30 protein-coding genes are annotated in these 24,861 nt (G+C 72.5%); 27 read left to right on the top strand and 3 right to left on the bottom strand.

Annotation, left to right across the window (positions count from 1 at the left end):
• The first annotated feature begins 3 nt into the window (after positions 1–3).
• The 13 genes from AB0J72_RS12640 (at position 4) to AB0J72_RS12580 (ending at position 10,206) form a co-directional block, all read left to right on the top strand.
• Entirely contained in the window at positions 4–756 is a 753-nt protein-coding gene (locus AB0J72_RS12640) for a CoA-transferase (RefSeq protein ID WP_363398012.1), read from the top strand.
• Positions 753–1,802, top strand: coding sequence for a nitronate monooxygenase family protein (locus tag AB0J72_RS12635; protein WP_363398010.1), 1,050 nt, complete (start codon positions 753–755; stop codon positions 1,800–1,802). The genes AB0J72_RS12640 and AB0J72_RS12635 overlap by 4 nt, the downstream gene beginning before the upstream one ends.
• The gene (locus AB0J72_RS12630) at positions 1,802–2,443 is read left to right on the top strand and encodes a gamma carbonic anhydrase family protein (RefSeq protein WP_363398008.1); all 642 of its coding nucleotides are present in this window, start codon (positions 1,802–1,804) and stop codon (positions 2,441–2,443) included. Before AB0J72_RS12635 ends, AB0J72_RS12630 begins: the two co-directional genes overlap by 1 nt.
• A 2-nt stretch (positions 2,444–2,445) precedes the next feature.
• Positions 2,446–3,201 (top strand): SDR family oxidoreductase, encoded by a 756-nt coding sequence (locus AB0J72_RS12625; RefSeq protein WP_363398006.1) that lies wholly within the window; start codon positions 2,446–2,448, stop codon positions 3,199–3,201.
• A 10-nt stretch (positions 3,202–3,211) separates the two neighbouring features.
• The gene (locus AB0J72_RS12620; RefSeq protein ID WP_363398004.1) at positions 3,212–3,724 is read left to right on the top strand and encodes a MaoC family dehydratase N-terminal domain-containing protein; all 513 of its coding nucleotides are present in this window, start codon (positions 3,212–3,214) and stop codon (positions 3,722–3,724) included.
• Positions 3,721–4,092 (top strand): MaoC/PaaZ C-terminal domain-containing protein, encoded by a 372-nt coding sequence (locus AB0J72_RS12615; protein WP_363398002.1) that lies wholly within the window; start codon positions 3,721–3,723, stop codon positions 4,090–4,092. Before AB0J72_RS12620 ends, AB0J72_RS12615 begins: the two co-directional genes overlap by 4 nt.
• On the top strand, positions 4,089–4,823 hold the full coding sequence (locus tag AB0J72_RS12610) for an enoyl-CoA hydratase family protein (RefSeq protein WP_360558807.1): 735 nt from the start codon (positions 4,089–4,091) through the stop codon (positions 4,821–4,823). The genes AB0J72_RS12615 and AB0J72_RS12610 overlap by 4 nt, the downstream gene beginning before the upstream one ends.
• Complete coding sequence (locus tag AB0J72_RS12605) at positions 4,820–5,959, top strand: acyl-CoA dehydrogenase family protein (protein WP_363398000.1); 1,140 nt, start codon at positions 4,820–4,822, stop codon at positions 5,957–5,959. Before AB0J72_RS12610 ends, AB0J72_RS12605 begins: the two co-directional genes overlap by 4 nt.
• A 12-nt stretch (positions 5,960–5,971) precedes the next feature.
• Complete coding sequence (locus AB0J72_RS12600) at positions 5,972–6,874, top strand: acyl-CoA dehydrogenase family protein (RefSeq protein WP_363397998.1); 903 nt, start codon at positions 5,972–5,974, stop codon at positions 6,872–6,874.
• Positions 6,871–7,716: an enoyl-CoA hydratase gene (locus tag AB0J72_RS12595; protein WP_363397996.1), complete on the top strand. Its 846-nt coding sequence runs from the start codon at positions 6,871–6,873 to the stop codon at positions 7,714–7,716. Before AB0J72_RS12600 ends, AB0J72_RS12595 begins: the two co-directional genes overlap by 4 nt.
• Positions 7,716–8,441 carry an SDR family NAD(P)-dependent oxidoreductase gene (locus AB0J72_RS12590; RefSeq protein WP_363397994.1) on the top strand — a complete coding sequence of 242 codons (726 nt, stop codon included), beginning with the start codon at positions 7,716–7,718 and terminating at the stop codon, positions 8,439–8,441. The genes AB0J72_RS12595 and AB0J72_RS12590 overlap by 1 nt, the downstream gene beginning before the upstream one ends.
• On the top strand, positions 8,434–9,975 hold the full coding sequence (locus AB0J72_RS12585) for a class I adenylate-forming enzyme family protein (RefSeq protein ID WP_363397992.1): 1,542 nt from the start codon (positions 8,434–8,436) through the stop codon (positions 9,973–9,975). Before AB0J72_RS12590 ends, AB0J72_RS12585 begins: the two co-directional genes overlap by 8 nt.
• A gap of 90 nt (positions 9,976–10,065) precedes the next feature.
• On the top strand, positions 10,066–10,206 hold the full coding sequence (locus AB0J72_RS12580) for a hypothetical protein (protein WP_363397990.1): 141 nt from the start codon (positions 10,066–10,068) through the stop codon (positions 10,204–10,206).
• Between the two features lie 22 nt (positions 10,207–10,228).
• On the opposite strand, the gene AB0J72_RS12575 is transcribed toward AB0J72_RS12580, so the two are convergent.
• Entirely contained in the window at positions 10,229–10,852 is a 624-nt protein-coding gene (locus AB0J72_RS12575) for a hypothetical protein (protein WP_363397988.1), read from the bottom strand.
• Between the two features lie 64 nt (positions 10,853–10,916).
• On the opposite strand from AB0J72_RS12575, the gene AB0J72_RS12570 reads away from it, so the two are divergent.
• A complete protein-coding gene (locus tag AB0J72_RS12570; protein WP_363397986.1) occupies positions 10,917–12,527 on the top strand; it encodes a class I adenylate-forming enzyme family protein in 1,611 nt (536 codons plus the stop codon).
• A 17-nt stretch (positions 12,528–12,544) separates the two neighbouring features.
• Here AB0J72_RS12570 and AB0J72_RS12565 read toward each other — a convergent pair whose 3' ends face one another.
• A complete protein-coding gene (locus tag AB0J72_RS12565) occupies positions 12,545–13,963 on the bottom strand; it encodes a class I adenylate-forming enzyme family protein (RefSeq protein WP_363397984.1) in 1,419 nt (472 codons plus the stop codon).
• Complete coding sequence (locus tag AB0J72_RS12560; protein ID WP_363397982.1) at positions 13,960–15,072, bottom strand: zinc-binding dehydrogenase; 1,113 nt, start codon at positions 15,070–15,072, stop codon at positions 13,960–13,962. The genes AB0J72_RS12565 and AB0J72_RS12560 overlap by 4 nt, the downstream gene beginning before the upstream one ends.
• A 79-nt stretch (positions 15,073–15,151) precedes the next feature.
• Here AB0J72_RS12560 and AB0J72_RS12555 point away from each other — a divergent pair, with 79 nt between their 5' ends.
• The 13 genes from AB0J72_RS12555 to AB0J72_RS12495 all read left to right on the top strand — a co-directional run bounded on the left by AB0J72_RS12555 (position 15,152) and on the right by AB0J72_RS12495 (position 24,858).
• Entirely contained in the window at positions 15,152–15,703 is a 552-nt protein-coding gene (locus AB0J72_RS12555) for a 2-oxoacid:acceptor oxidoreductase family protein (protein ID WP_363397980.1), read from the top strand.
• Entirely contained in the window at positions 15,700–16,761 is a 1,062-nt protein-coding gene (locus tag AB0J72_RS12550) for a 3-methyl-2-oxobutanoate dehydrogenase subunit beta (protein WP_360558787.1), read from the top strand. Before AB0J72_RS12555 ends, AB0J72_RS12550 begins: the two co-directional genes overlap by 4 nt.
• Entirely contained in the window at positions 16,758–17,528 is a 771-nt protein-coding gene (locus tag AB0J72_RS12545) for a thiamine pyrophosphate-dependent enzyme (RefSeq protein ID WP_360558785.1), read from the top strand. Before AB0J72_RS12550 ends, AB0J72_RS12545 begins: the two co-directional genes overlap by 4 nt.
• Entirely contained in the window at positions 17,525–18,235 is a 711-nt protein-coding gene (locus AB0J72_RS12540; protein ID WP_360558783.1) for a GntR family transcriptional regulator, read from the top strand. The genes AB0J72_RS12545 and AB0J72_RS12540 overlap by 4 nt, the downstream gene beginning before the upstream one ends.
• Entirely contained in the window at positions 18,232–18,453 is a 222-nt protein-coding gene (locus AB0J72_RS12535) for a 4Fe-4S dicluster domain-containing protein (RefSeq protein WP_344499742.1), read from the top strand. Before AB0J72_RS12540 ends, AB0J72_RS12535 begins: the two co-directional genes overlap by 4 nt.
• 160 nt (positions 18,454–18,613) lie before the next feature.
• The gene (locus tag AB0J72_RS12530) at positions 18,614–18,796 is read left to right on the top strand and encodes a hypothetical protein (protein ID WP_363397977.1); all 183 of its coding nucleotides are present in this window, start codon (positions 18,614–18,616) and stop codon (positions 18,794–18,796) included.
• Positions 18,797–18,968: 172 nt separating this feature from the next.
• On the top strand, positions 18,969–19,781 hold the full coding sequence (locus AB0J72_RS12525; RefSeq protein WP_360558780.1) for a class II aldolase/adducin family protein: 813 nt from the start codon (positions 18,969–18,971) through the stop codon (positions 19,779–19,781).
• An 11-nt stretch (positions 19,782–19,792) separates the two neighbouring features.
• Entirely contained in the window at positions 19,793–21,043 is a 1,251-nt protein-coding gene (locus tag AB0J72_RS12520) for an amidohydrolase family protein (RefSeq protein ID WP_360558778.1), read from the top strand.
• Between the two features lie 11 nt (positions 21,044–21,054).
• A complete protein-coding gene (locus tag AB0J72_RS12515; RefSeq protein ID WP_344499749.1) occupies positions 21,055–21,819 on the top strand; it encodes a GntR family transcriptional regulator in 765 nt (254 codons plus the stop codon).
• A gap of 132 nt (positions 21,820–21,951) precedes the next feature.
• Complete coding sequence (locus tag AB0J72_RS12510) at positions 21,952–22,158, top strand: hypothetical protein (RefSeq protein WP_363397974.1); 207 nt, start codon at positions 21,952–21,954, stop codon at positions 22,156–22,158.
• A 513-nt stretch (positions 22,159–22,671) separates the two neighbouring features.
• Positions 22,672–23,244, top strand: a complete 573-nt coding sequence (locus tag AB0J72_RS12505) for an IS607 family transposase (protein ID WP_363397972.1) — start codon at positions 22,672–22,674, stop codon at positions 23,242–23,244.
• Positions 23,237–23,926, top strand: a complete 690-nt coding sequence (locus AB0J72_RS12500; protein ID WP_363397970.1) for a hypothetical protein — start codon at positions 23,237–23,239, stop codon at positions 23,924–23,926. The genes AB0J72_RS12505 and AB0J72_RS12500 overlap by 8 nt, the downstream gene beginning before the upstream one ends.
• On the top strand, positions 23,842–24,858 hold the full coding sequence (locus AB0J72_RS12495; protein ID WP_363397968.1) for an IS200/IS605 family accessory protein TnpB-related protein: 1,017 nt from the start codon (positions 23,842–23,844) through the stop codon (positions 24,856–24,858). Before AB0J72_RS12500 ends, AB0J72_RS12495 begins: the two co-directional genes overlap by 85 nt.
• Positions 24,859–24,861: the final 3 nt, after the last annotated feature.

The following is a 24,861-nucleotide window of genomic DNA, read 5'->3' as shown; positions in this document are numbered from 1 at the left end:
AGCATGAGCACTGTCACTCGCGCTGAGGTGTGCGTCGTGGCCTGCGCCGAGGTGTGGCGCGGCGACGGGGAGATCCTCGCCAGCCCGATCGGCCTGGTGCCGAGCATCGCCGCCCGGCTGGCCCGTGCCACCTTCGCGCCGGACCTGCTGCTGTCCGACGGCGAGGCGTACCTGACCCAGGGCACCTGGGCGATCGGCGCCACCCCGCCGGTCGTCGAAGGCTGGATCCCGTTCCGGGCCGTGTTCGACCTGCTGTACACCGGCCGCCGGCACGTCATGATGGGCCCCAGCCAGATCGACCGCTACGGCAACGCCAACATCTCCGCCATCGGCGACTTCGCCCGCCCGACCCGGGCGCTGCTCGGCGTCCGTGGCGCGCCCGGCAACACCGTCAATCACCCCACCAGCTACTGGGTGCCCCGGCACGGGCAGCGCTCGTTCGTCGCCGCGGTCGACATGGTCAGCGGCGTCGGCTACGACCGGGCCGCCGCGAACCCGGCCGCCGGCCGCTACCACGAGATCCGGCGGGTGGTCAGCAACCTCGGCGTCTTCGATTTCGGCACCGACGATCACCGGATGCGTCTGGTCTCGGTGCATCCCGGCGTCACCGTCGACGAGATCGTCTCCGCGACCGGCTTCGAGCTGACCGTGCCCGCGGACGTACCGCAGACCCGGCTGCCGACCGACGCCGAACTCGCCCTGATCCGCGAGGTCATCGACCCGGCCTCGGTCCGTTCGCGGGAAGTCGACACGTGAGCGCGCTGCGGCCGCCGATCTGCGAGCTGTTCGGCATCCGGTACCCGATCGTGCAGACCGGCATGGGCTGGGTCTCCGACGCCGGGCTCACCGCCGCCACCTCCAACGCCGGCGGCCTCGGCATCCTCGCCAGCGCGACCCTGTCCTACGAGGAACTGGTGACCGCGGTCGCCGAGGTGCGGCGGCTGACCGACGCACCGTTCGGGGTCAACCTGCGCGCCGACGCCCCCGATGCGGCACAGCGCGCCGATCTGCTCATCCGGGAAGGTGTACGGGTGGCCTCGTTCGCCCTCGCGCCGAAGCCCGAACTGATCGAGCGGCTCAAGGCCGCCGGCGTGGTGGTGGTGCCGTCCGTCGGGGCGCGCCGGCACGCGGAGAAGGTCGCCGCGTGGGGCGTGGACGCCGTCGTCGTGCAGGGTGGCGAGGGCGGCGGGCACACCGGCCCGGTCCCCACCACCCTGCTGCTGCCCCAGGTCGTCGACGCCGTCGACATTCCGGTCATCGCCGCCGGCGGCTTCTTCGACGGACGTGGCCTGGTCGCCGCCCTCGCCTACGGCGCCGCCGGGATCGCGATGGGGACCCGGTTCCTGCTCACCAGCGACAGCCCGGTCGGTGCGGCGGTGAAGCAGCGGTACCTCGACGCCACCGTCACCGACACGGTCGTCACCGCGGCGCTGGACGGCGTGCCGCAGCGGGTCCTGCGCACCCCCTTCGTCGATGGCCTCGCCGACACCGGCGCGCTGCGGCGGCTGCCCCGCGCGGTCCGCAACGCGCAGGTGCTGCGGAAGCTGACGGGCCGGTCGTGGCTGAGCATGCTGCGCGAGGGCCGGGCCATGCGCGGCAGCCACGACCTGCGCCTCAGCCAGCTCGTCCTCGCCGCGAACACCCCGATGCTGATCCGCGCCGCCATGGTCGACGGCCGCGCCGACGCCGGCGTCATGGCCACCGGCCAGGTTGCCGGGCTCATCGACGACCTGCCCAGCTGCGCGGAGCTCATCGAGCGCATCATGGCCGAGGCCGCGGACACGCTGAAGCGGCTCGCCTGATGCCCGCCTACGCCATCGAGGACGTCGTGCCGGTCGTCCACCCGACCGCGTACGTCCATCCGACCGCGGTGCTCATCGGCGACGTCCACGTCGGCGCCGGCTGCTACGTCGGCCCCCTCGCCAGCCTGCGCGGCGACTTCGGGCGCATCGTCATGGCGGCCGGCTCGAACGTCCAGGACTCCTGCGTCCTGCACACCTTCCCCGGCACGGTCCTGACCCTCGGCCCGGACGGACACGTCGGGCACGGCGCGGTCCTGCACGGCTGCCGCGTCGGCGCCGGCGCGCTCATCGGCATCAACGCGGTCGTGCTGGACGGCGTCGACGTCGGCGAATACGCGTTCGTCGGCGCGCACTCCCTCGTCAGGGCCGAGTTCGTGGTGCCGCCGAGGACCCTGGTGGCCGGCGCGCCGGCGAAGGTCGTGCGGGACCTGACGGACGTGGAACTGGCCTGGAAGGCGCACGGGACGGCGGTGTATCAGGCCCTGGCCGTGCGCAGCCGCGACTCGTTGCGACCTGCTACGCCGTTGACGGAGGAGGAGCCGGACCGGCCGCGGCTGTCGACGACCGCGGCGGTCGCGGTGCCGCTCGATCAGGCCCGGCGCGCCTCTGGTCAGCCAAGCAAGCGCTTGGTAGAGTCGTGACCATGCCGAACAGGACATCGGGCCACGGGCTGCTCGCCGGTCGCACCGTGCTGGTCACCGCCGCCGCGGGCACCGGCATCGGCTTCGCCACCGCCGAGCGGTGCGTCGAGGAGGGCGCCACGGTCGTCGTCTCCGACCGGCACGAGCGCCGCCTCGCCGAAGCCGCCGAACGCCTCGGCGTCCTCGGCGTGCCGTGCGACGTCACCGACCAGGCCCAGGTGGAGCACCTCTTCGCCACCGCCGTCTCGCATTTCGGTGGCGGGCTCGACGTGCTGGTCAACAACGCCGGGCTCGGTGGCACCGCCGCCGTCGTGGACATGACCGACGAGCAGTGGAGCACGGTCCTGGACGTCACGCTCACCGGCACCTTCCGCTGTACCAGGGCGGCACTGCGGCACATGATCCCGCGCGGCACCGGGGTGGTGGTCAACAACGCCTCCGTCATCGGCTGGCGGGCCCAGGAGGGCCAGGCGCACTACGCCGCGGCGAAGGCCGGGGTCATGGCGCTCACCCGCTGCTCCGCCCTCGAGGCGGCCCGCTCCGGGGTGCGGGTCAACGCCGTCGCGCCCAGCCTGGCGATGCACCCGCACCTGGCGAAGGTCACCACGGACGAACTGCTCGCCGAGCTGTCCACCCGGGAGGCATTCGGCCGCCCCGCGGAGCCGTGGGAGATCGCCAACGTGATCGTTTTCCTGGCCAGCGAATACAGCTCGTACATGACCGGCGAGGTCGTCTCGGTCAGCAGTCAACACCCGTAGAGAGGCCGGCATGGTCGACGACAGTGCAGTCGGGGTGACCGGCGAGCCGTTCACCCTCGACATCGAACGCGGCAAGATCCGCGAGTTCGCCCGCGCGACCGGCTCGGCGAACCCCGACTATCTGACGGCGGAGGACCCGGTGATCCCGCCGACGTTTCTGACCACCGCGTTCTTCTGGCAGACCGGGGAGTCCGACCCCTGGCCGGCGGTCGCGATGGACCAGCGCAAGGGGCTGCACGCGGAGCAGGAGTTCGTGTTCCACGGCCCGCCACCCCGCGCCGGCGACCGGCTCACCGGGCGATCCCGGATCGAGTCGGTCACCCGCAAGGAGGGCCGCAGCGGCACCCTGACCTTCGCGGTGATGGTCACCGAGTTCCGCGACGAGACCGGCCGCCACGTCGCCACCGCCCGCCTCACCGGCGTGGAGACGGCAGTGACCGGCACGCAGCGCAGCGGAGGGGCCGGTCATCAGGCAGCGCAGTCCCAAGGTCAGGGCGGCGCCGAAGCGAAGGTGACGGCATGACCGCCTCCGTCCACGGCCCGCTGACTCGGACTGACCTGGTGCGTTACCAGGGGGCGTCCGGGGACTTCAACCCGATCCACCACGACGAGCTGTTCGCCCTGTCGGCCGGGATGCCGGCGCCGCTGTCACTGGGCATGCTGCAGGCCGGGTTCCTGGCGACCTGGGCGACCGACCGGTTCGGCGCCGCGGCGGTCCGCTCCTTCCGGGTCCGCTTCGCCGCCCAGGTCTTCCCTGGCGACACCGTCACCTGCGACGGCACCGTCGTGCGGCAGGACGAGGACAGCTTCGACGTCGAGATGACGTGCACCACCCAGGACGGCACCGTCGCCGTGTACGGCTGGGCGACCTTCACCACGGAGGCATCGTGATCGAGTCCACAGTGGACGAACTCGGGGTGGCCGAGATCGTCATGGCCAACCCGCCGGTGAACGCGCTGCCGGTGGCCGGCTGGTTCGCCCTCGCCGCCGCCCTCGACGCGGCCGGCGCCGACGCGGGCGTCCGCGCGGTCGTGCTGCGCGCCGAGGGACGCGGTTTCAACGCCGGCGTCGACATCAAGGAAATCCAGGCGAGCACCGGCTACGGCGCCCTCGTCGGGGCCAACCGTGGCTGCGCGGCCGCGTTCAGCGCCGTCTACGACTGCCCGGTCCCCGTCATCGCCGCCGTGCACGGGTTCTGCCTCGGCGGCGGCATCGGCCTGGTCGGCAACGCCGACGTCATCGTCGCCTCCGACGACGCCACGTTCGGGCTGCCGGAGGTCGACCGGGGCGCCCTCGGCGCGGCCACGCACCTGTCGCGGCTGGTGCCGCAGCACAAGATGCGGGCCATGATGTACACGTCGGCGACCGCGACCGCCGCCGAGCTGCACGCGTTCGGCTCGGTCCTCACCGTCGTGCCCCGCGACGAGCTGCGGGCCGCCGCGTTCGCCGTCGCCCACGACATCGCGGCCAAGGACCCGGCGGTCATCCGGGCCGCGAAGGAGTCGCTCAACGGCATCGACCCGTGGGACCCGAAACGCAGCTACCGCTACGAGCAGGGTTTCACCTTCGAGCTCAACCTCACCGGCGTGGCCGACAAAGTCCGGGACGAGTTCGGCCAGTGACCGGAATCCGCCTGGAAGACACGCCGGACGAGGCCGCCTTCCGCGCCGAGGCACGGGCCTGGCTGCGAGCCAACGTGCCCGGCCCGCTGCCGTCCGGCGACACCCGCGAGGGCTTCGCCGAGCACCTGCACTGGGAACGCTCCCTGTTCGACGCCGGCTGGGCCGTCGTGTCGTGGCCGCGCCGGTACGGCGGCCGCGACGCCTCACTGTGGCAGTGGCTCGTCTTCGAAGAGGAGTACTACGCCGCCGGCGCACCGCAGCGCGTCACCCAGAACGGCATCTTCCTGCTCGCCCCGACACTGTTCGAGTTCGGCACCCCTGTGCAGCAGGACACCCTCCTGCCTCGGATGGCCGCCGCCCGGGACCTGTGGTGCCAGGGCTGGTCCGAGCCCGGCGCCGGCAGCGACCTCGCCGCCATCAGCAGCCGCGCCGAACCCGTCGACGGCGGCTGGCGGCTCAACGGGCAGAAGACCTGGACCACCCGAGGCGCCTTCAGCACCCACCTCTTCGGTCTGTTCCGCACCGACCCGGCCGCCGCCCGGCACCGCGGCCTCACCTACTTCCTCGTCCCCCTGGACGCCGACGGGGTGACGGTCCGCGGCTTCGGCCGCCTCGACGGCGACGAGGGCTTCGCCGAGGTCTTCTTCGACGACGTGTTCGTCCCCGCCGGCGCCGTCCTCGGCGAACCCGGCAAGGGCTGGCAGGTCGCCATGTCCACGACCGGCTCCGAACGCGGCCTCACGCTGCGCTCCCCGGGCCGGTTCCTGCACACCGCGCAGCGGCTCGTCGCGCTCGCCGCCGCGCAGGGCGACCGGCTGCGGCCCGTCGTGCGGGAGCGGGTCACCCGGGCCTGGCTCAACGCCCGCGCCTACCAGCTGTTCACCCTCAACCAGGTCACCGACCTCGTCGAAGGGCGACCACCCGGCGCCCGATCGAGCCTCAACAAGCTGTTCTGGTCGCGGCTGGACATCGAGCTGCACGAGATCGCCCTGGAGCTGCTCGGCGCGGAAGCGGTCCTCGACTCGCCGTGGACCCGCGGCTTCCAGTTCTCGCTCGCCGGCCCGATCTACGCCGGCACCAACGAGATCCAGCGCAACATCGTCGCCGAGCGGGTGCTCGGCCTGCCACGAGCGTGAAGGGAAGCCACTGTGCGGTTCGCGTTGACTGAGGACCAGACCGCGCTGCGCGACGCGGTGCGGGCGCCGCTCGCCGCGGGCGGCTGGTCCACGCTCGCCGATCTCGGCGTGTTCGCCGCCATGGCCGACCTCGGCCTGGACGAGACCGACCTCGTCCCGGTCCTTGAGGAGGTCGGCTACGCCGCCGTCGCGCTGCCGGTCACCGCGACCGCGTTCGTCGCCGTGCCGCTGCTCGCCGCGCTCGACGACGACCGGGCCGCCGCGGCCGCCACCGGGTCGCTGCGGATCGCGGTCGCCGGGCCGGGCGGCCTCACCCCGTTCGGCGGGCAGGCCGACCTCGTGCTGCACCTCGACGGCGGTGTCGCCCGGATCGGTGGCCCGAGCACTGCCGCATCCACTGTGGACACCAGTCTCGACGCCGTCGTCTCCATGGCTGCCGGCGTCCTCACCGACGAGCCGGCACTCGTCGAGGCCGCCGCCGGGCGGGCCGCCCTCGGCCACGCCGCCGAACTGGTCGGGCTCGGCCGGCGGATGCTCGACCTGACCGTCGGCTACGTCCAGCAGCGCTACCAGTTCGGGGCGCCCGTCGGCAGCTTCCAGGCCGTCAAGCACCAACTCGCCGACGCGTACCTCGGCCTGGAGTTCGCCCGGCCCGCCGTCCTTGCCGCCGCCTGGGCCCTGCAGGAAGGCGCGGACGCGGGACCCGCCGTCGACGGCGCCGTCGTGCTCGCCGCCGACGCCGCGCACGCGGCGAGCCGCGCCGCGATCCAGTGCCACGGCGCCATCGGCTACACCGTCGAATACGAGCTGCACCGCTTCGCCAAACGGGCCTGGGCCCTCGCCGCCCTCGCCGGCCCCGGCGGCCGCCTCGCCGCCCTCGCCACCACCATCGGCCTGAAGGAGCAAGGGACATGACCGACGAAGCAGACGTCGTCCGGTATCGCACCGAAGGCCCGGTCGCGGTCGTGACGATGCACCGGCCGCAGTACCGCAACGCCCAGAACTCCGCGATGACCTACGCGCTCGACGACGCGCTGTACCGCGCCGCCGCCGACGACGAGGTCAAGGTCATCGTGCTCACGGGGGAGGGCAAGCACTTCTCCGCCGGGCACGACATCGGCACGCCCGGCCGGGACATCGACACCACGTTCCCGCGCCGCGCCGGCCTGTGGTGGGACCACGTCGGCAAACCCGGCGCGGAGAGCCGATTCGCCCGCGAGTCCGAGGTGTACCTCGGCATGTGCCGGCGCTGGCGGGAACTGCCGAAGCCGACCATCGCCGCGGTCCAGGGCGCCTGCATCGCCGGCGGGCTGATGCTGGCCTGGTGCTGCGACCTCATCGTCGCCGCCGACGACGCGTTCTTCGCCGACCCGGTGGTGCGCATGGGCATCCCGGGCGTCGAGTATTTCGCCCACCCGTGGGTGATGGGTCCCCGGCACGCCAAGGAGTTCCTGTTCCTCGGTGAGCGGGTGTACGCCGACCGCGCCCTGCAACTCGGCATGATCAACCGGGTCGTGCCACGCGCCGACCTGGAATCGTCCACGATGGACATCGCCCGGCGGATCGCGGAGATGCCCCGCCTCGGCCTCGCCCTGACGAAGAAGGCGGTCAACCAGGCCGAGGACCTGATGGGCCTGCGCGCCGGGATGGACTCGGTGTTCGGCCTGCACCACGTCGCCCACGCGCACAACGCCGAGGTCGGCCACGACTCCCTCGCCGGGCACGACGCCCGGTCGATGCGCGACGGCGGTCGCTGATGCCACGACGGTACGACGGCCGCGTCACCCTCGTCACCGGTGCCGCCTCCGGCATCGGGCGGGCCGTCGCGACCCGCCTGCGGGACGAGGGCGCCCGCGTCGCCGGCCTCGACACGGCCGCCGTGGACATCGACGGGGTGCACGGCATCCGCTGCGACCTGCGCGACGAAGATCAGGTCGCCGCCGCCGTCGCCGACGCGGCCGGCTGGGGCGGCCGGATCGACCTGCTCGCCAACGTCGCCGGGGTCGCCTCCTACGCGCACACCACCGACGTCACCCTCGCCGAGTGGGACCGGATCCTCGCGGTGAACCTCACCGGCACGTTCCTCGCCTGCCGGACCGCGCTGCCGCACCTGATCGCCGCGCGGGGTGCCATCGTCAACGTGGCGTCCCTGGCAGGGGTCCGCGGCTGGCGGTACAGCGCCGCGTATTCCGCCGCGAAGGGCGGGGTCGTCGCGCTCACCCGGGCCCTCGCCGTGGAGTACGCGCCGGATGGGGTGCGGGTCGCCTGCGTGTGTCCGGGGTCCGTGGACACGCCGCTGAAACGTAACCTGGTGCCCGTGCCGGACCAGGACCCGCGGCTGGCCGGGCACGCCCGGGCGCTGCTCGACCCGCCGGTCGCCGAGCCGGACGAGGTCGCCGCCGCGATCGCCTACCTCGGCTCCGCCGAAGCGCGCTTCGCCACCGGTGCCGTGCTGCGCCTCGACGGCGGCGCCGGTGTCTGAGTACCCTCCGGACGTCGTCGCCCACCACGCCTCCGGCACCTGGACCGCCGAGACGATCGCCGCGATGGTCGCCCGCAACGACCCCGACCGGGTCGCGTTCATCGCCCCCGAGGGCACCTTCACCTGGGGCGAATACGACGTCCTGTCATCACGCCTGGCACAGTCCTATGTGGATGCCGGGTTCGCGCCCGGGGACCGGCTCGCCGTCCTGCTCACCGGCGGCGCGCTGACCCACGTCGCCTACCTCGCCGCGCAGAAGGCCGGCCTGGTCACCGTCGGGATCGGCCCCCGGGCCGGCGACGCCGAGATCATCCACCTGCTGGCCAAGACCGGTGCGGTGGGACTCGCCACCCGCTGGTCGCACCGCGGCCGGCCGGGCGCGGAGATCGCCGCGCGCTGCGGCGCGCCCCGGCACGTACCACTCGACCTGGCGTCCCTGCCCGCCGCTGGCCACCCGGGCCCTGGGCTCGGCGCGGACGACCTGTTCTTCGTCAACTCCACGTCCGGCACGACGGGGCTGCCGAAGTGCGTACGGCAGACGATGAACAACCGCAAGTACTTCGGACCCCTCGCCCACGCCGCCGGCCGGTTCGGCCCCGATGAGGTCTTCGCCAGCGTGCTGCCCGCCCCGTACGGCTTCGGGCTGTGGAGCGCCCACGTCGTGCCAGCCATGTACGGCTACCCGACCGTGCTCACCGCCGAGTTCGACGCCGCCGAGACACTGCGGCTCATCGAGGAACACCGGGTCACCGTGCTGTGCGCGGTCACCGCCCAGTTCATCATGCTGCTGAACTCACCGGCGTTCGCAACCACGGACCTTTCCTCGCTACGGGTCATGTTCACCGGCGGGGAACGAGTGCCGGTCGAGCGGGCCCGCGAGTTCGAGGAACGGACCGGCTGCGCGGTGCTGCAGTTCTACGGCTCCAACGAGGCCGGCCCGCTGTCGGTGACCACCGTGGACGACCCGCGCACGGCCAGGCTGACCACCGCCGGCCGGCCGATCCCCGGGGCGCGGCTGCGGCTGCTCGCCGACGGCGCCGACGTCACCGCCGCCGGGGGACCGGGCCAGGTGGCCGCCAGCGGCCCCGGCTGCACCCCCGGCTACCTCGACGACGACGCCGCGAACGCCGCCCTGTTCCGTCCCGACGGCTGGCTGCTGACCGGCGACGTGGCCACCGTCGACGGCGACGGCTACCTGTCCATCACCGGCCGGATCGCGGACTTCATCATCCGCGGCGGCCACAACGTGAGCGCGCTCGTCGTGGAGGAGGCGGTCGGCGGCCACCCGTCGGTCGCGCAGACCGCCGTCGTCGCCGTCCCCGACCCGGTTCTCGGCGAACGCGTCTGCGCCTACATCGTCACCCGCGACGAGCTGACCCTCGACGCCCTGCGGGTGCACCTGGACGCGGCCGGGGTGTCGAAGCAGAACTGGCCGGAGTACCTGGTCGCCCTGCCGTCGCTGCCCCTTGGCACCGGCGGCAAGGTGGACAAGGCGGCGCTGCGCGCCGACGCGGCCCGGCGCTTCACCGCCTGACGTCCGTGGCGCCGCGGGCACCGGACAGCGTGGCGGCCTGGCCGGTGACGTCACCACGTTGCGACTGCTCGCGCCGGGGCGGGAACCTGGATGCAGGGCACCGCCGACATCGCCGCCTTCCTACTGCGCCTCGCCCGCGTCGAGGACGAGGGGCTCACGGCCGCCGTCGTCGACCGGCCGGACCAGTGGTGGGCCGTGCCCGCCGAGCGACGCGTCACCGGGCGGCGGTGAAGCTGGCCCAGGTAGGTCAGCTTCAGTGCCTGATGAGGGTCTGGGCCACCTGGCCGTCACCGATGGGGCGGCCGTCGAGGGTGGCGTGCACGTCGAAGAGGTAGCGCCGGCCGCGGACGTCGGCGAGGACGGCCGTCACCACGAACTGCTGGCCGGTGCGGGCCGGGCCGGTGTGCCGCACCCCGATCCAGGTGCCCAGTGACGCGGTTGCCGGCGCGAAATGCGGGCGCAGGACGTCGGCGGCGGTGTCCTCCAGGCAGGCGATGAGCGCCGGGGTGCTCAGCACCGGCTCGGTGTCCGGGACGTGGTCGGTGGTCTGGTCCGCGGTGACCGTGAAGGTGCGGGTGCGGGAGGCGCCTGGGCCGAGGTCGGTGCGCAGCAGCCGGTGCGGTGCCTCGTCGCGGGGTGCGCCGTGGCGCACGCGGAGGTCGGCGACGAGCCGCTCACCCCGCACCAGCCGCAGCATCACCACCCGGCCGCCGGTCGCACCCTCCATGGAGGTGAGCCGCAGCGGGTCGTCGCCGTGACCCGCTGGGTCGCCGTGCCAGATGAGCTGCTCCACGTGGGCGTCCGCCGGGATGGGCAGCAGCGGCAGGATGCGAAGGTCCGCCGGGGTACCGGCGGGGGCAGTCCAGAGGTCCGGCACGCGGCGCTCCCTACCTTGACATGCTCGAAGGGCCAGGAACAGAATGGCACAACCAAGCGCTTGTTTGGTAGAGGTCTGGGGGTTCTTCGTGCACGACCTGTTCCCCGCCGGAGCCGCGCCGGCGCCCGGCAGCGTCCACGAGCGATACGTCGCCGACCGCCTTGCCGAGGTGCGGGACGGCGAGACGCTGCCCGACACCGTCCGCCGGCACGCCGCGGCGCAACCGGACGGCATCGCCTTCGTCGCCGGCGACGACCGGCTCACCTGGGCGCAGTTCGACGCCCGCTCCACCGCCTTCGCGCAGCGGCTCGCCGACGCCGGGCTCCCGCGCGGCACCCGCGTCGGGGTCCTGCTGCCCGACGGCGTCGAGGTGCACGTCGTGTACCTCGCCGCGATGAAGGCCGGCATGATCGTCGTCGCGATCGGCCCGCGGGCGGCCCGTCTGGAGGTCCGGCACCTGCTCACCGTCGGGGGTGCCACCGCGCTCGTCAGTCTGGCCCGGCACCGCGACGAGCCGGTCGCCGCGCTCGTGGAGGGGCTCGGCATCGTCGTACACCTCGAAATCCAGAAACTCGAGGACGGCACGGTCGCGCCGAAAGGGGCGCACGAGCTGCGCCGCGACGAGATCCACCTGCTGAACTCGACGTCCGGCACGACCGGCATGCCCAAATGCGTGGTGCACAACCAGGACCGCTGGTTCTACTACCACGAGCTCGCCGTCGAGTGTGGCGACCTGCGCCCCGACGACGTGTTCCTGACGCTGATCCCGGCGCCCTACGGCTTCGCGCAGTGGACCGCCAACTTCACCCCCACGCTGCTGGGCGCCCCGACCGTGGTCATGCCCCGCTTCTCCGCCGACGAGGCGCTGCGCCTCATCGAGCGCGAGCGGGTCACCGTCGTGTGCTGCGTCAGCACCCAGTTCATCATGATGCTCAACTCGCCGGTCGCCTCGGACGTGGACCTGTCGTCGCTGCGGGTCATGTTCACCGGCGGCGAGGCCGTGCCGTTCGAGCGGGCCGCCGAGTTCGAACGCCGCACCGGCGCCAGAGTGTTGCAGTTCTTCGGCTCCAACGAGACCGGCGCGCTGTCGCGGACCTCGGTCACCGACACCACCGACCAGCGGCTGCGCACCGCCGGGAAGGTCATCGACGCGATGCGGGTGCGGCTGTTCGCCGAGGACGGCACCGACGTCACCGCCGCCGGCGGCCCCGGCCAGGCCGCGTGCGCCGGCCCCGCCACGTGCCTGGGCTACTTCGCCGACCCGGCCGCCAACGAGGCGCTGTTCACGGCCGACGGCTGGATGCTCACCGGCGACATCTGCACCATCGACGCCGACGGCTACCTGCGGGTCGTGGACCGCAAGTCCGACTTCATCATCCGCGGCGGCAAGAACATCAGCGCCGCCGCCGTCGAGGACCACGTCGGCTCGCACCCCGCGGTCGCCATGGTCGCCGCGGTGGCAGTGCCGGACCCGACATTCGGCGAGCGGGTCTGCGCCTTCGTCGTGCTGCGCGACGCGGAGACCCTCGACCTCGACGGGCTCCGCCAGCACCTCGACGCGCGCGGGGTGTCCCGGGACAACTGGCCGGAGCGCCTGGAGATCGTGCCTGACCTGCCCCGCGGCTCCGGTGGCAAGGTCGCCAAGGCCCAGCTCCGCCAGCTCCTGCGTGCCTGAACGGCGTTGCCGGGCCGTCAGGCCTTCGGGTCGGTGAGCAGATCGCGCAGGCGGCCGCGCTGGATCTGGCCGGTCGCGGGGGTGCGGGGGATCGTGCTGGTCGTCGCGACTCGGCGGGGCACCTTGAACCCGGCGAGCCGGCCCTCCACATGCGACCGCACCTGGGCCACCGTCGGCGGCGGGCAGCCGTCGGGGACCACGAACACCGCGCAGACGACCTCGCCCCACCGGTCGTCGGGCAGGCCGACGACCGCCACGTCGAGCACGCCCGGCAGGTCGCGGAGCGCGTGCTCGACCTCCGCCGGGCCGACCGACTCGCCGCCGGTGCGGATCACCTCGCGGGTGCGGCCGGTCAGGAACAGGTAGCCGTCCTCGTCGAGGCGGCCGAGGTCGCCGGAGCGGTACTCGCCGGTGAGCGGGTCGGCGCCGAGGTAGCCGTTCATCAGCGCGGGGCCTTCGACGCAGACCTCGCCGTCGGCGGCCAGCCACAAGGCGTTCGGGGTCGCGGCCCGCCCGACGCTGCCGGGCTTGCGGGCCAGATCCCAGTCGTGCAGTGCCGCCATCCGGCCGGCCTCGGTGGAGCCGTACAGGATCGTCGTGGTCGTGCCGGGCAGCCTGGCCTTGATCCGTTCGACGAGGTCCGCGGCGACGCTGGACGTGCCGGTGTCGGCGTGCAGGAGCGAGCGCAGGTCGGCGGCGCGGTGCTCCCGGTCCAGCAGACGTTCCCAGACCGCCGGGATGCAGTACAGCGCCGAGGGGCGCTGCCGGCGGACCACGTCGATCACCTCGACGGCGTCGGCGCGGCGCACCAGGTGCACGGCGGTGCGGTGCTGCCAGGCCTCCATCACGTAGTGCCAGCCGCCGTAGTGGTACAGCGGGAACGTGCACACCACGCCGCCGTGCCCGCGCAGGCCGCTGGTGAACGTGCCGCCGCCGGGTGCCGCACGCAGCCAGCTCGCCCGGTGGCTGACCAGGGCGCCCTTCGGTGTGCCGGTGCTACCGCTGGTGAGGTACACGATGTGCGGCGCCGCGTCGTCCACCGGCCGCCGGTCCCAGACGCTGGAGCCGTTGCCGAGGGTTTCGTGGTGTACGACTCCCGCCTCGCCGAACGCCAGGTCCGACAGCACGAGCCGGGGGTCGAGGTACCGGCGGACCGCGTCGCGTTCGTGCACCGGCAGGGCGGGGTTCAGCGGGGCGAACACCGCGCCGAGCCGCGCGCAGGCGACGAACACGTCCAGGGAGCGCAGGGTGGGCGTCGCGCACCACAGCACGATGTCGCCGGTGCCGACCCCGCGGGCGGCGAGGGCGTTCGCGGTCCGGTTCGCGGCGACGTCCAGCTCCGCGAACGTCACCGCCTCCGCGCCGAGGGTGGCAGCGGTCCGTCCAGGGGCGGTGAGCGCGGCAAGCGTGACGATGTCCCCGATCAGCAGGCTCATGCGGCGTCCCAGGGGCCGATGCTGACCTGTGCGGGGCCGGCTGCGGCGTGCGCCGCCTTGTCGCGGGTGATCTCCAGAGCCTTCGGCAGCGCGTCGACGCCGTCGAGCCGGTGCGTCACCAGGCAGTCGAGGTCGACGTCGCCGCGGCGCACCAGGCGCAGCGCCTGCTCGAACGCGCCGCCGCCGGGGGAGTAGCCGCCCGCGCCGGACCGCGGGTGCAGCAGTGCCACGGCACGCTCCCGCAGCAGGCCCAGCGGTGCGCTCGCGTGCCGGGGCAGGACCGCGACCATGACGATCCGCCCGCCGCGCCGCACGCATTGGGCGGCCAGCTCCAAGGTGGACGTGCCGGCGAGTCCGGCGCTCGGCATGCCGCCCGCGGTCTCGAACACCACGTCGACGCCGATGCCGCCGGTCGCCTCCAGGACCGCGGCGTGGACGTCCTCGGCCGCGTCGATGACTGCATCGGCACCGGCCGCGAGAGCGAGCCGCCGTTTGGCGGGGCTGCGGCCGGTGACGATGATCAGGCCGGCGCCGCCGTGCCGGGCCACCTGCGTGTGCAGCACACCCATCACGCCGGCGCCGAGGATGAGGACGCTGTCGCCGGGCCGCACCTCGGCGATGGCGTGCCCGTGCAGCGCGCCGGCGAGGGGCTGCACGGCGGCGGCCTGCGCCGCGGTGACCCCGTCCGGGACGGTGACGACCGACTTCGCCGGCACGGCGACCCGCTCGGCGAACGCCCCCGCCCGGGTGAAGCCGAGCACACCGGGGGAGGGGCAGGCGTCCGGGCGGTCCCGGCGGCAGGCGGCGCAGGTGCCGCACGCGGCCGTCTCGACGGCGGTCACCCGGTCCCCGACCGCGTGCCCGCTTCCCGGCCCGGCGATGCTGATGACCCCGGCGAACTCGTGGCCGCCGAAGCGGGTCGGCCCGGCGGCGAGCCGGGCGGCGAGGACGTCGTGCATGGCGACCGGGTCACCGGCGATGAGCATGCACTCGGTGACGCTCGGCTGGACGCAGGCGACGTCGATGACGACCTCGTCCGGCCCGGGGACCGGGTCCGGGACCTCCTCGACGGTCGGATCGCCGAAGCCGTGCAGTACCAGTGCCCGCATCTCATGCTCTCCTCGGCCGTGCTTGACGGTGCGGTTAGATTTTGTATTCAATATTCAAATCTCGTCAAGGGAGGCTCGGATGGAGCGGGAGCTCATCGTCACCGGGGTCGGCGGGCAGGGCATCCAGCTGCTCGCGAAGACCCTCGCCCTCGCCGCCACCCGGGAGGGGCGCTATGCGATGCTCGCCGCGGACTACGGCGGCGAGATGCGCGGCGGGCCGTCCAAGGCCGGCGTCGTCGTCGGCGACGCCCCACTGCACGCCCTGCCGATCCTGCCGTCAGCCTGGTCCGCGATCTTCGCCCACCATCGCTTCGCCGAGGGCGTGCAGGACCGGCTCCGACCCGGCGGCATCGTCGTGGCCAACACCCCGCTCGTCGACCCCGACGGCTTCCGCGCCGACCTGCGGGTCTTCGCCGTCGACGCGATGGCCGCGGCCAAGGACTGCGGCGCGCCGAACGCGTCCGGGTTCGTCCTCCTCGGCGCCTACAACGCCCTCACCACGATGGTGGCGGCGGCGTCGCTGGTCGCCGCGATGGAGGAACTGCTGCCTCCCTACCGGCAGCAGCACGCCCCCGCCAACGCGCGCGCCCTCGAGGCGGGCGCCCTGACCGTGCAGGCCGGTGTGGCATGAGCCTGGAGCTGCTCGACGGCGGGGCCGCCATGGCTGAGGCGGCCATCGCCGCCGGGTGCCGGTTCTTCACCGGCTACCCGATGTCACCGTTCACCGGCCTGCTGGAGGAGATGTCACGGCGGCTGCCCAAGGCCGGCGGGGTCTGCCTCAACGCGGAGAGCGAGATCGAAGGCGTCAACATGACCCTCGGCGCCGCCGCGGCAGGAGCCCGCGCCGCGACCGGCTCGTGCGGGCAGGGCATCGCGCTGATGCAGGAGGCGATCGCCGAGGCCGCGCTCAACGAGACCCCGTTCGTCGTGTTCAACCTGGCCCGCAACCAGCAGGACTACTTCCAGGCCACCCGCGGCGGCGGCTGGGGCGACTACCGCACGATCACCCTCGCCCCGAAGGACGTCCCGGAGGCCGTCGAGCACACCCAGCTGCTGTTCCACCTCGCCGACAAGCACCGCGCGCCGGTCATGCTGTACGGCGACCCGCTGCTCGCGCAAACCCGCGTCGGCGTCGACGTCCAGGCCCTCGACTTCGGCCCGCTGCCGGCCAAGGACTGGGCGCTGGACGGCACCGGCGGCGGCACCGGCCGCAGCCGCCAGATCTGGACCTGGGCGATGGGCAAGGCCAACGACCCCGGGCCCGGCCCCGACGGGCACTGGCGCGCGGTCGCCGACAAGTTCGACCGGATCGCCGCGGAGGAGCAGCGCCACGAGGAGTCCATGGTGGACGACGCCGAGACCGTCGTGGTGGCGTTCGGCACGGCGGCGAAGTTCGTCGAGCACGTCGTGACCGAGCTGCGCGCCGAGGGCCACCGCATCGGCTGGTTCCGGCCCGTCACCCTGTGGCCTTTTCCCGGCGCCGCGCTGCGCCGTGCGACCACCGGCGCCCGCAACGTCCTGGTCTTCGAGCTCAACGCCGGGCAGATGCTCGACGACGTGCGCATCCACGCCGCCGACCGCGACGCCGTCCGGTTCGTCGGCGGGGTCAGCATCGCCGAGTCGGGGCTCTCCTACGGTCCCCTGCTCGATGCCCCCGTGATCCGCGAACGAATCCTAGGTGCGACATGATCATCGACACGTCCGGGCCGCCCGCCGTCCCGGCGAAACAGGTCGCCGACTTCAAGCCCAGTCTCCTGCTCGGCGAGCACTCGCTGTGCCCCGGCTGCGGCGAGCCCGTCGCCCTGCGGATCCTGCTGGAGGTGCTGCAGGAGCTCGACATCGTGCAGCGCAGCATCGGCGTCGTCGGGCACGGCTGCTACGGCAGCTTCGTGCGCATCATGGACGTCGACGTCCTGCAGTGCCTGCACGGCCGCGCCCCGGCGTGCGCCACCGGCATCAAACGGGTCCGCCCCGGCGTCGCCGTGTTCACCCTGCAGGGCGACGGGGACATGGCCAACGAAGGGCTGCAGGAGGTGCTGCACGCCGCCGCCCGCGGTGAGAACATCACCTGCGTGATGCTCAACAACGGGGTCTTCGGCGACACCGGCGGCCAGCAGACCGCCACCACCGTCCTCGGCCAGCGCACCAAGACCAGCATCGACGGGCGCGACCCGGACACCCACGGCTACCCGATCCCGGTCGCCGACCTGGTCGCGTCGCTGCAGGGCGTCGGCTACGTCGCCCGCGGCGCCGTCTCCAGCGCCGGTGGGGTGCTGCAGGCGAAACGGATGCTGCGCAAGGCGTTCGAGACGCAGCTCGCCGGCGGCGGGTTCAGCCTGGTGGAGATCCTCACCATGTGCCCGACCGGCTGGTTCGTGCCGACCGCCGAAGGACCGTCGTATCAGCAGGGCACCATGGAGCAGACGTACGGCATCGGCGAGCTGGTGACCCGGTGAAGCTGCAGCGGGCCAACACCAGCGAGGCGGTCGCGGCGCACGTGCTGGACCTGTTGTTCGCCGGTGAGCTGCGCAGCGGCCAGCGTCTCGACCTCGACGAGATCGCTTCGCGGCTCGGCGTGAGCCGGGTGCCGGTCCGCGAGGGCCTCATCCAGCTCGAACGCGACGGTCTCGTCGAACGCGCCCACTACAAGCGGGCGTTCGTCGCGGAGTTCGACGACGCCACCGTCCGGGAGGCGTTCGAGCTCTACGGCATGCTCAGCGCGTTGACCAACCGCCGCGTCGCCGCGCGCCGCGACCCGGCGGTCGTGGAGGCTCTGGGCAAGCTCGACGAGAGCCTGGCCGGCTGCGACGACCCGGCCGAATTCGAGTCCCTGGCCCGCGAGTTCCGCCGGGTCGTCAACGTCGCCGGCGCCCGCAACCACCTGCGGGCGCTGCTGCGCACCTTCAGCGGCCTGGTCCCGGCCGCGGCCCGGTTCTCCATCGACGACGCCCTGCCGGCCGAGCGCGCCGCCCTGCACGCCGAATACGCCGCGATCCGCGACGGGGACCCCGACGCCGCCGGCGCCGCGGCGCTCGCGCACCTGCGCCTCACCGCCGACAACGCCGTCGCCGCGCTGCGCCGCCGCGGCGTCTTCCCACCGTCCGTCGTGGACGGTGCAGAGTGGACGGACGCGGCGGCCGTCCTGAAGGGAACGACCCCGTGAGCCGTGGCACCCTCGTCATCGACACCGACCGCTGCAAGGGCTGCGAGCTGTGCCTGGCCGCCTGCCCACCCAGCGTGCTGAGCATGTCCGCGACCGTCAACGAGCAGGGCTACCGGTATCCGGAGCTGCACGACGGCTGCACTGGATGTACCGCCTGCCAGATCGTCTGCCCCGACTTCGTCATCGCCGTCTACCGATACACCCCGCCGCCCGCGTGAGGGCGGCGGGGCTCCCGACGGACGGTCAGTTGTTGGAGTTGGCGCTGATCAGGAAGCCGGCGTTGACCAGCGCGCCGCCGCTGTCGTAGCAGGCCACGTCGCGCGCATAGTCACACTGTGACGGTTTGCCGGCAGTCCGTGGCGCTGGTACTCGTTCACCATGTCCTTCGATACCTCGCGACGCCGCACCCGGCGCTGGTGGCTCGTGCTGGTGGCGGTCCTCGCCGTCGCCGTCGCCGCCGTGTGGTTCCTCGTCCGCGACGAGCCGGCCGCCCCCGACGCCGGTGACTGCCTGAGGAAAACCACCCCGTCGACGTTCGAGACGGCCGACTGCGGCGCTTGATGAAACGTCGTCTACCCGGTGGATCGGTGGTCCCAGCGGACCAGTATCCACCGGGTAGTCATGCTGCCGCCTTGCGCGGCGCCACGTCAGTGGCGAGGTGAATTCAACCAAGCGATTGCTTGATTTGCTGGCGGGGTGCGGCTTAATCTTCTAAAAGATTTGGAGGTGAGCCGTGACACTCACGACAGCACCGCCCGGCTCGACCGACGCGCCCATGCGCGACGGCGGGACCGCCACCTGGTCGCCCCGCATCACCCCGCCGATCGGCGTCGACCTCACCGACCGGCAGGCCCTGGCCTGCGCGTTCCGCATCCTGGGGAACAGCGGCTTCAGCGAGAACATCGCCGGCCACATCACCATGGTCAAAGACGGCCCAGGCGGCACCGAAGGTGCCATGTGGGTCAACCCGTGGGGCCTGTGGTGGGAGGAGATCTCCGCGTCCGACCTGTGCGTGGTCGACCGGGACGGCACCGTCCTGGATGGCCGGTGGGACGTCACCCCGGCCATCCACATCCACACCGAACTGCATCGGGTCCGGCCCGACGCCAGGGTCGTCGTGCACAACCACCCGTACTACGTCACCGTGCTCGCCGCGATCGGGGTGCTGCCGCAGATCGTGCACCAGACCGGGTGCATGTACGACGGCGACCTCGCGTTCGTGCACGAATACACCGGCGAGGTCGACGACGCCGCGCTCGGCGCCGACCTGGCCCGCCGGATCGGGGACAGCTCCGTGGTCATCCTCGCCAGCCACGGCATCATCGTCACGGCCCCGACGATCCAGGAGGCGACATACCGCTCGGCGAGCATCGACCGTGCCTGCCGCCTCGCCTACGACGTCATGCTGCTCGGCCGCGACCCCCTGGAGATCGCCCCCGGCCTGCGGCACGGCATGAAGAAGTCACTGCTGGAGCGCGGCACCGACGTGTTCTGGGCCGGCGCCGTGCGCTCACTGCTGCGCCGCGAGCCCGAAGTACTGGACTGAAAGGCAACGTCATGGCATCGATCGACGAGTTACTGCAGAACAGTTCGTTCACCATCGCCGACCGGTCGAAGGTGACCTTCCTGCCCGACCCGCCCCGCCAGCCCCGCAAGTACACGTTCATCTCCGTCGACGACCACATCGTCGAGCCGCCCGACGCGTTCGAGGGCCGCATGCCGGCGAAGTTCGCCGAGCAGACGCCCCGGGTCGTCGAACAGGACGGCAGCCACGTCTGGATCTACGACGGCAAGGAGTTCCCGAACGTCGGCTTCAACGCTGTCGTCGGCCGGCCGGTCGACGAGTACAGCATGGAACCGAGCCGCTTCGACGACATGCGCCGCGGCTCGTGGGACATCCACGAACGCATCAAGGACATGGACCTCAGCGGCGTGTACGCCTCGCTGTGCTTCCCGTCGTTCCTGCCCGGCTTCGCCGGCCAGCGCCTGCAACTGTCCACGAAGGACACCGAGCTGGCCCTCGCCGCCACCCGCGCCTGGAACGACTGGAACATCGAGGCGTGGTCCGGCGCCTACCCGGACCGCATGATCCCCTGCCAGCTGCCGTACTTCCTGGACCCCGAGGTCGGCGCCCAGGAGATCTACCGCAACGCCGAGCGCGGGTTCAAGGCCGTCACCTTCACCGAGGCACCGCACCTTCTCGGCATGCCGTCGCTGCACACCGGGCACTGGGACCCGATCATGCGCGCCTGCGAGGAGACCGGCACCGTCATCAACCTGCACATCGGCTCGTCGGGAACCTCGCCGTCCACCGCCCCGGACGCCCCGCCGGACGTCGTCGGCGTGCTGTTCTTCGGGTACTCGATGTTCTCCGCCGTGGACTGGTTGTACTCCCGTATCCCGGTGCGGTTCCCCGACATCAAGATCGTGCTGTCGGAGGGCGGCATCGGCTGGGTGCCCGGCCTCGTCGACCGGCTCAACCACATGCTGAGCTACCACGAGATGTACGGCACCTGGAAGGGCATCGACCTGACCCCAGCCGAGGTGCTGCTGCGCAACTTCTACTTCTGCGCGGTCGAGGACCCGTCGTCCTTCGCGCTGCGCGACGTCATCGGCGTCGACCACATCTTCCTCGAGCAGGACTACCCGCACTGCGACTCGACCTGGCCGCACACCCAGCGCACCATCGAGGAGGAGATCGGCGGCCTGCCCGACGCCGACGTGCGCAAGATGACCTGGGAGAACGCGTCCAGGGTATACCGGCACCCGGTCCCACCCGCGGTCCAGGACGACCCGGACGCCTACTAGACTCCGCCTCCATGGTCTCAGCCGACCGGCTCGCCGAGCAGGTGGCCGATCACATCCGCGGCCAGATCGTGCGCGGTGAGCTCGCAGACGGGGCCCCGCTGCCCAAGTCGGAGGAACTCATCCAGCGCTACCCGGTGAGCATGCCGACGTTCCGCGAGGCGATGCGCATCCTGGAGGCGGAAGGCCTGATCACGGTCCGCCGGGGACGGCTCGGCGGTGCGGTCGTGCACCGGCCCTCCCCGGCGAACCTCGGCTACAACCTCGGCCTCGTCCTCGCCGCGCAACGCGTCGGCATCGACGACGTCGCCACCGCGCTCCGCCACGTCGAGCCGGCCTGCGCCGCCCTGTGCGCCGGCCGGCCCGACCGGGCCGACACCGTGGTCCCGCGGCTGCGGGCGCTGCACGAGGAGTATCTGGCCCGCATCGACGACCTGGTCGAGGTCGTCGGCGTGTCCCGCCGCTTCCACGAGGCCCTCGTCGGTCTGTGCGGCAACCCGCCGCTGATCGTGCTCGCCGGAGCGCTGGAAGCCCTGTGGTCCAGTCACGAGCAGGACTGGGCCACCCGCATCCGGGAGACCACTGGCGTACCACTGCGCGAACGCCGCGCGGCCGGCGAGGTGCACGGCCGGATCCTCGCGCTCATCGAGCAGGGCGCCGCCGACGAGGTGCACCGGCTCGTCACCGAGCACCTGACGTCCGCGCAGCGCAACCCCAGCCCGGCCGGCCCGTCCGCCGTCATCGACGCGGCCCTGATCCGCCGGCAGCCACGCGGGTAGCGGTTTTTTTCGAACGCGGTTGGATCGCTGGCCTTTCGACACCCGCATGCGGTGCGATGCATTTGTAGGACCGCCCGGCGCGCGGGGTGGCGCTGTCACCTGAGCTCGGCGCGGTCCGGGACCGAGATCAACGTGGACTACCTGGCGGTGCACGGCTGCGACCTGACCGGCCGGACGCTCGTCGAGCGACGGGTCGGCTTCGACGCGCAGGGTCGCGACGTCGAGACCTGCCTGGCCGATCTGGCCGAGGCCGCCGCTCGTACCATCGCGGAACTGACGGATCATGGTGTGACGCCGGCGCAGCACCGACCGCGGCGGAGGAGACACAGCGGCACGTAACTACACGCCAGATAACCTCACCCCTGCCCCGACCGGAAGCAGGTAGTCACCGCTCCGTCGAAACGGGGGGAACTCAGATGGGCTAGGCGGGGATGGCGAGCTGGTCGAGCAGGGTGCGGACGCGGCGTTCGAGCTCGTCGCGGATCGGGCGGACGGCGGCGCCGACGAACTCGGCGGGGTCGTCCTCGACACGGCCATCGAAGTCCTCTCCGACGACGAGGAGAGCGGTACTACCTCCAGCAGTTGCGCATCATGGCCGCTACGGTGCTCGCCATGGTCGAGGCGTAGCCCGCAGGCTCCCCGGTGGTGTTGAACGCGGTGATGCGCGTCCCTTGCCGCGGCCAAGGACCGGCGTACCTGCGGGCGGAGCTAGCCGCGGGCATTGCTCACGACGAGGCGGTACACGGCGCTGGCCGCGGCGGTCGCCGGACGGTGTGCGGGGTCGATTAGTTCACTCGTTGGGTGAATTGTAGTGCCTGGGAGTGTGTGTAAGTTGGCGCTAGGTTTGCTGGTGTGAATCTTGCGGAGTGGGCGAAGGCGCAGGGTGTGCATCCGCATACCGCGTATCGCTGGTTCCGTGAGGGCACTTTGCCGGTGCCGGCCACGCGGGTCGGTCCGCGCACGATCCTGGTCAATGTGGACGCGGCGGTTGCCGTCCGAGAGTCGTCGGCTTCGGTCGGCTTGTACGCCCGGGTGTCGTCGCACGATCAGAGGTCGGATCTGGATCGTCAGGTGGTTCGTTTGTCGATGTGGGCGGCGCAGGCTGGGCTGCGGGTGGAGACCGAGGTCGGGTCCGGGATGAACGGTTCGCGGGTCAAGGTCAGGCGGTTGCTCGCCGACCCGGAGGTGGGCGTCGTGGTGGTGGAGCACCGCGACCGGCTGGGCCGGGTGAACATTGAGCTGGTCGAGGCGGCCCTGACCGCTGCGGGCCGGCGTCTGGTGGTGCTGGACGCCGGCGAGGTCGACGACGATTTGGTCCGGGACATGGTCGAGGTGCTCACCTCTTTCTGCGCGCGGCTGTACGGGCGGCGTTCGGCCCGGAACCGGGCGCTGAAGGCGTTGGCAGCGGCGGCCGGCGGTGGCTGAGAAGAAGCCGCTGCGCAGTATCGCTGCTGCGTTCGTGGCGCCTGGACCGTCCGGTGTGGCGATCCGTGACCGGCTCCGCGTGTCCGCCATCGACGCGGATGTGCTGCGCATGGTCGGCGTTCACTTGGGTTCGCTGGCGGGCCGGGATCTGGCGGCGCGCTGCCGCGATGGTATGGGGCACGACAAGGACAGCTGGGCGGTCCGTAAACGTGACCTGACTGCGGTGTCCTCGTCGCGGTGGGCCGGGTCGATCACCAAGTCCACCCACGATCAGTGGGCGCTGGCCCGCCGTGGCCTGGCCGCGCACCTGCAGCACCTGGACGCTGGGGTGGCCGCGGTGCGCCGGAGGCTGGCCCTGCCGGTTGGGGCGAAGGGCAGCTGCGGCGAGCCGGGCGGGTACCGGTCCCGGCGGGAGTGGCACGCCAAGTCCCGCCGCCTTGCCGTGCTGGAGCACCGCCGCCAGGCGGCCGGCGCGGACTGGCAGGCAGGCCGGGTACGGGTAGTACGCGGCGGTAAGAGGCTTGCCAACACCCGGCACCACCTCGACACTGCGCGGCTCACCGCGCAGCAGTGGCGCGAGCGGTGGACGCGGCCCGCATGTTCCTGTCTGCCGACGGGGAGTCCGGTAAGCGGTACGGCAACGAAACCATCCGTGTCACACCCGACGGGCAGGTGTCGCTGAAGCTGCCGGCGCCGCTGGCGCATCTGGCGAACTCGCCGCACGGCCGGTACACGCTGACGTGCGCTGTGGCGTTCCCGCACCGTGGCGAGGAATGGTGCGACCGGATCGAAACCAACGCCGCCGTCGCGTACACCATCCACCACGACCCGGACCGGGACCGCTGGTACGTCACCGCCGCCTGGCAGCGCAAAGCGCCGGTCACGGTGCCGCTGGACGCCGCGCTGGCGTCCGGCTGCATCGGCGTGGACACCAACGACGATCACCTGGCGGCGTGGCGGCTCGACCCGCACGGCAACCCGGTCGGCGAACCACGCCGCTTCTGCTACAACCTGTCCGGAGACGCCGAGCACCGCGACGCCCAGATCCGGCACGCCCTCACCAGGCTGTTGCACTGGGCCCGACGGACCGGCGTCGGCGCTGTCGCGGTCGAAGACCTCGACTTCTCCGACAGCAAGACCCGTGAGAAGTACGGCCGCAAGAGGCGGTTACGGAACCTGATCTCCCGCTTCCCCACCGCCCGGCTCCGCGCCCGCCTGATCTCGATGGCCGCCGAAGCCGGCATCACCGTGGTCGCGGTCGACCCGGCGTACACCTCCCGGTGGGGCGCCGAGCACTGGCGCAAGCCGATGACCACACCGACCCGCAACACCACACGTCACGACGCCGCGAGCATCGTGATCGCACGACGCGCCCAGGGGCATCCCGCCCGGCGTCGGACGTCACCGCCCCCACACCACCAGAGCGATGGTGCGGGGCATCGGAACGTCCAGGCCAGGCAGGACACCACCGGACGCGAGGAACCCCGCCGCCGCGACACCGGACCACGCCATGCAGACGTGTCACCGGACGCGGACCGAAAGCGGGCGACCAGCGCACCCAACACCGTTCGGGATGCGCGCACTGGCCAGGACTCAACCCTGCTCAGTGTCTAGGAA

Origin of the sequence: Dactylosporangium sp. NPDC049742, assembly GCF_040674675.1 — a bacterium.
GTDB classification, from domain to species: Bacteria; Actinomycetota; Actinomycetes; order Mycobacteriales; family Micromonosporaceae; genus Dactylosporangium; species Dactylosporangium maewongense.
This window is presented reverse-complemented; position numbering and strand designations above follow the sequence as displayed.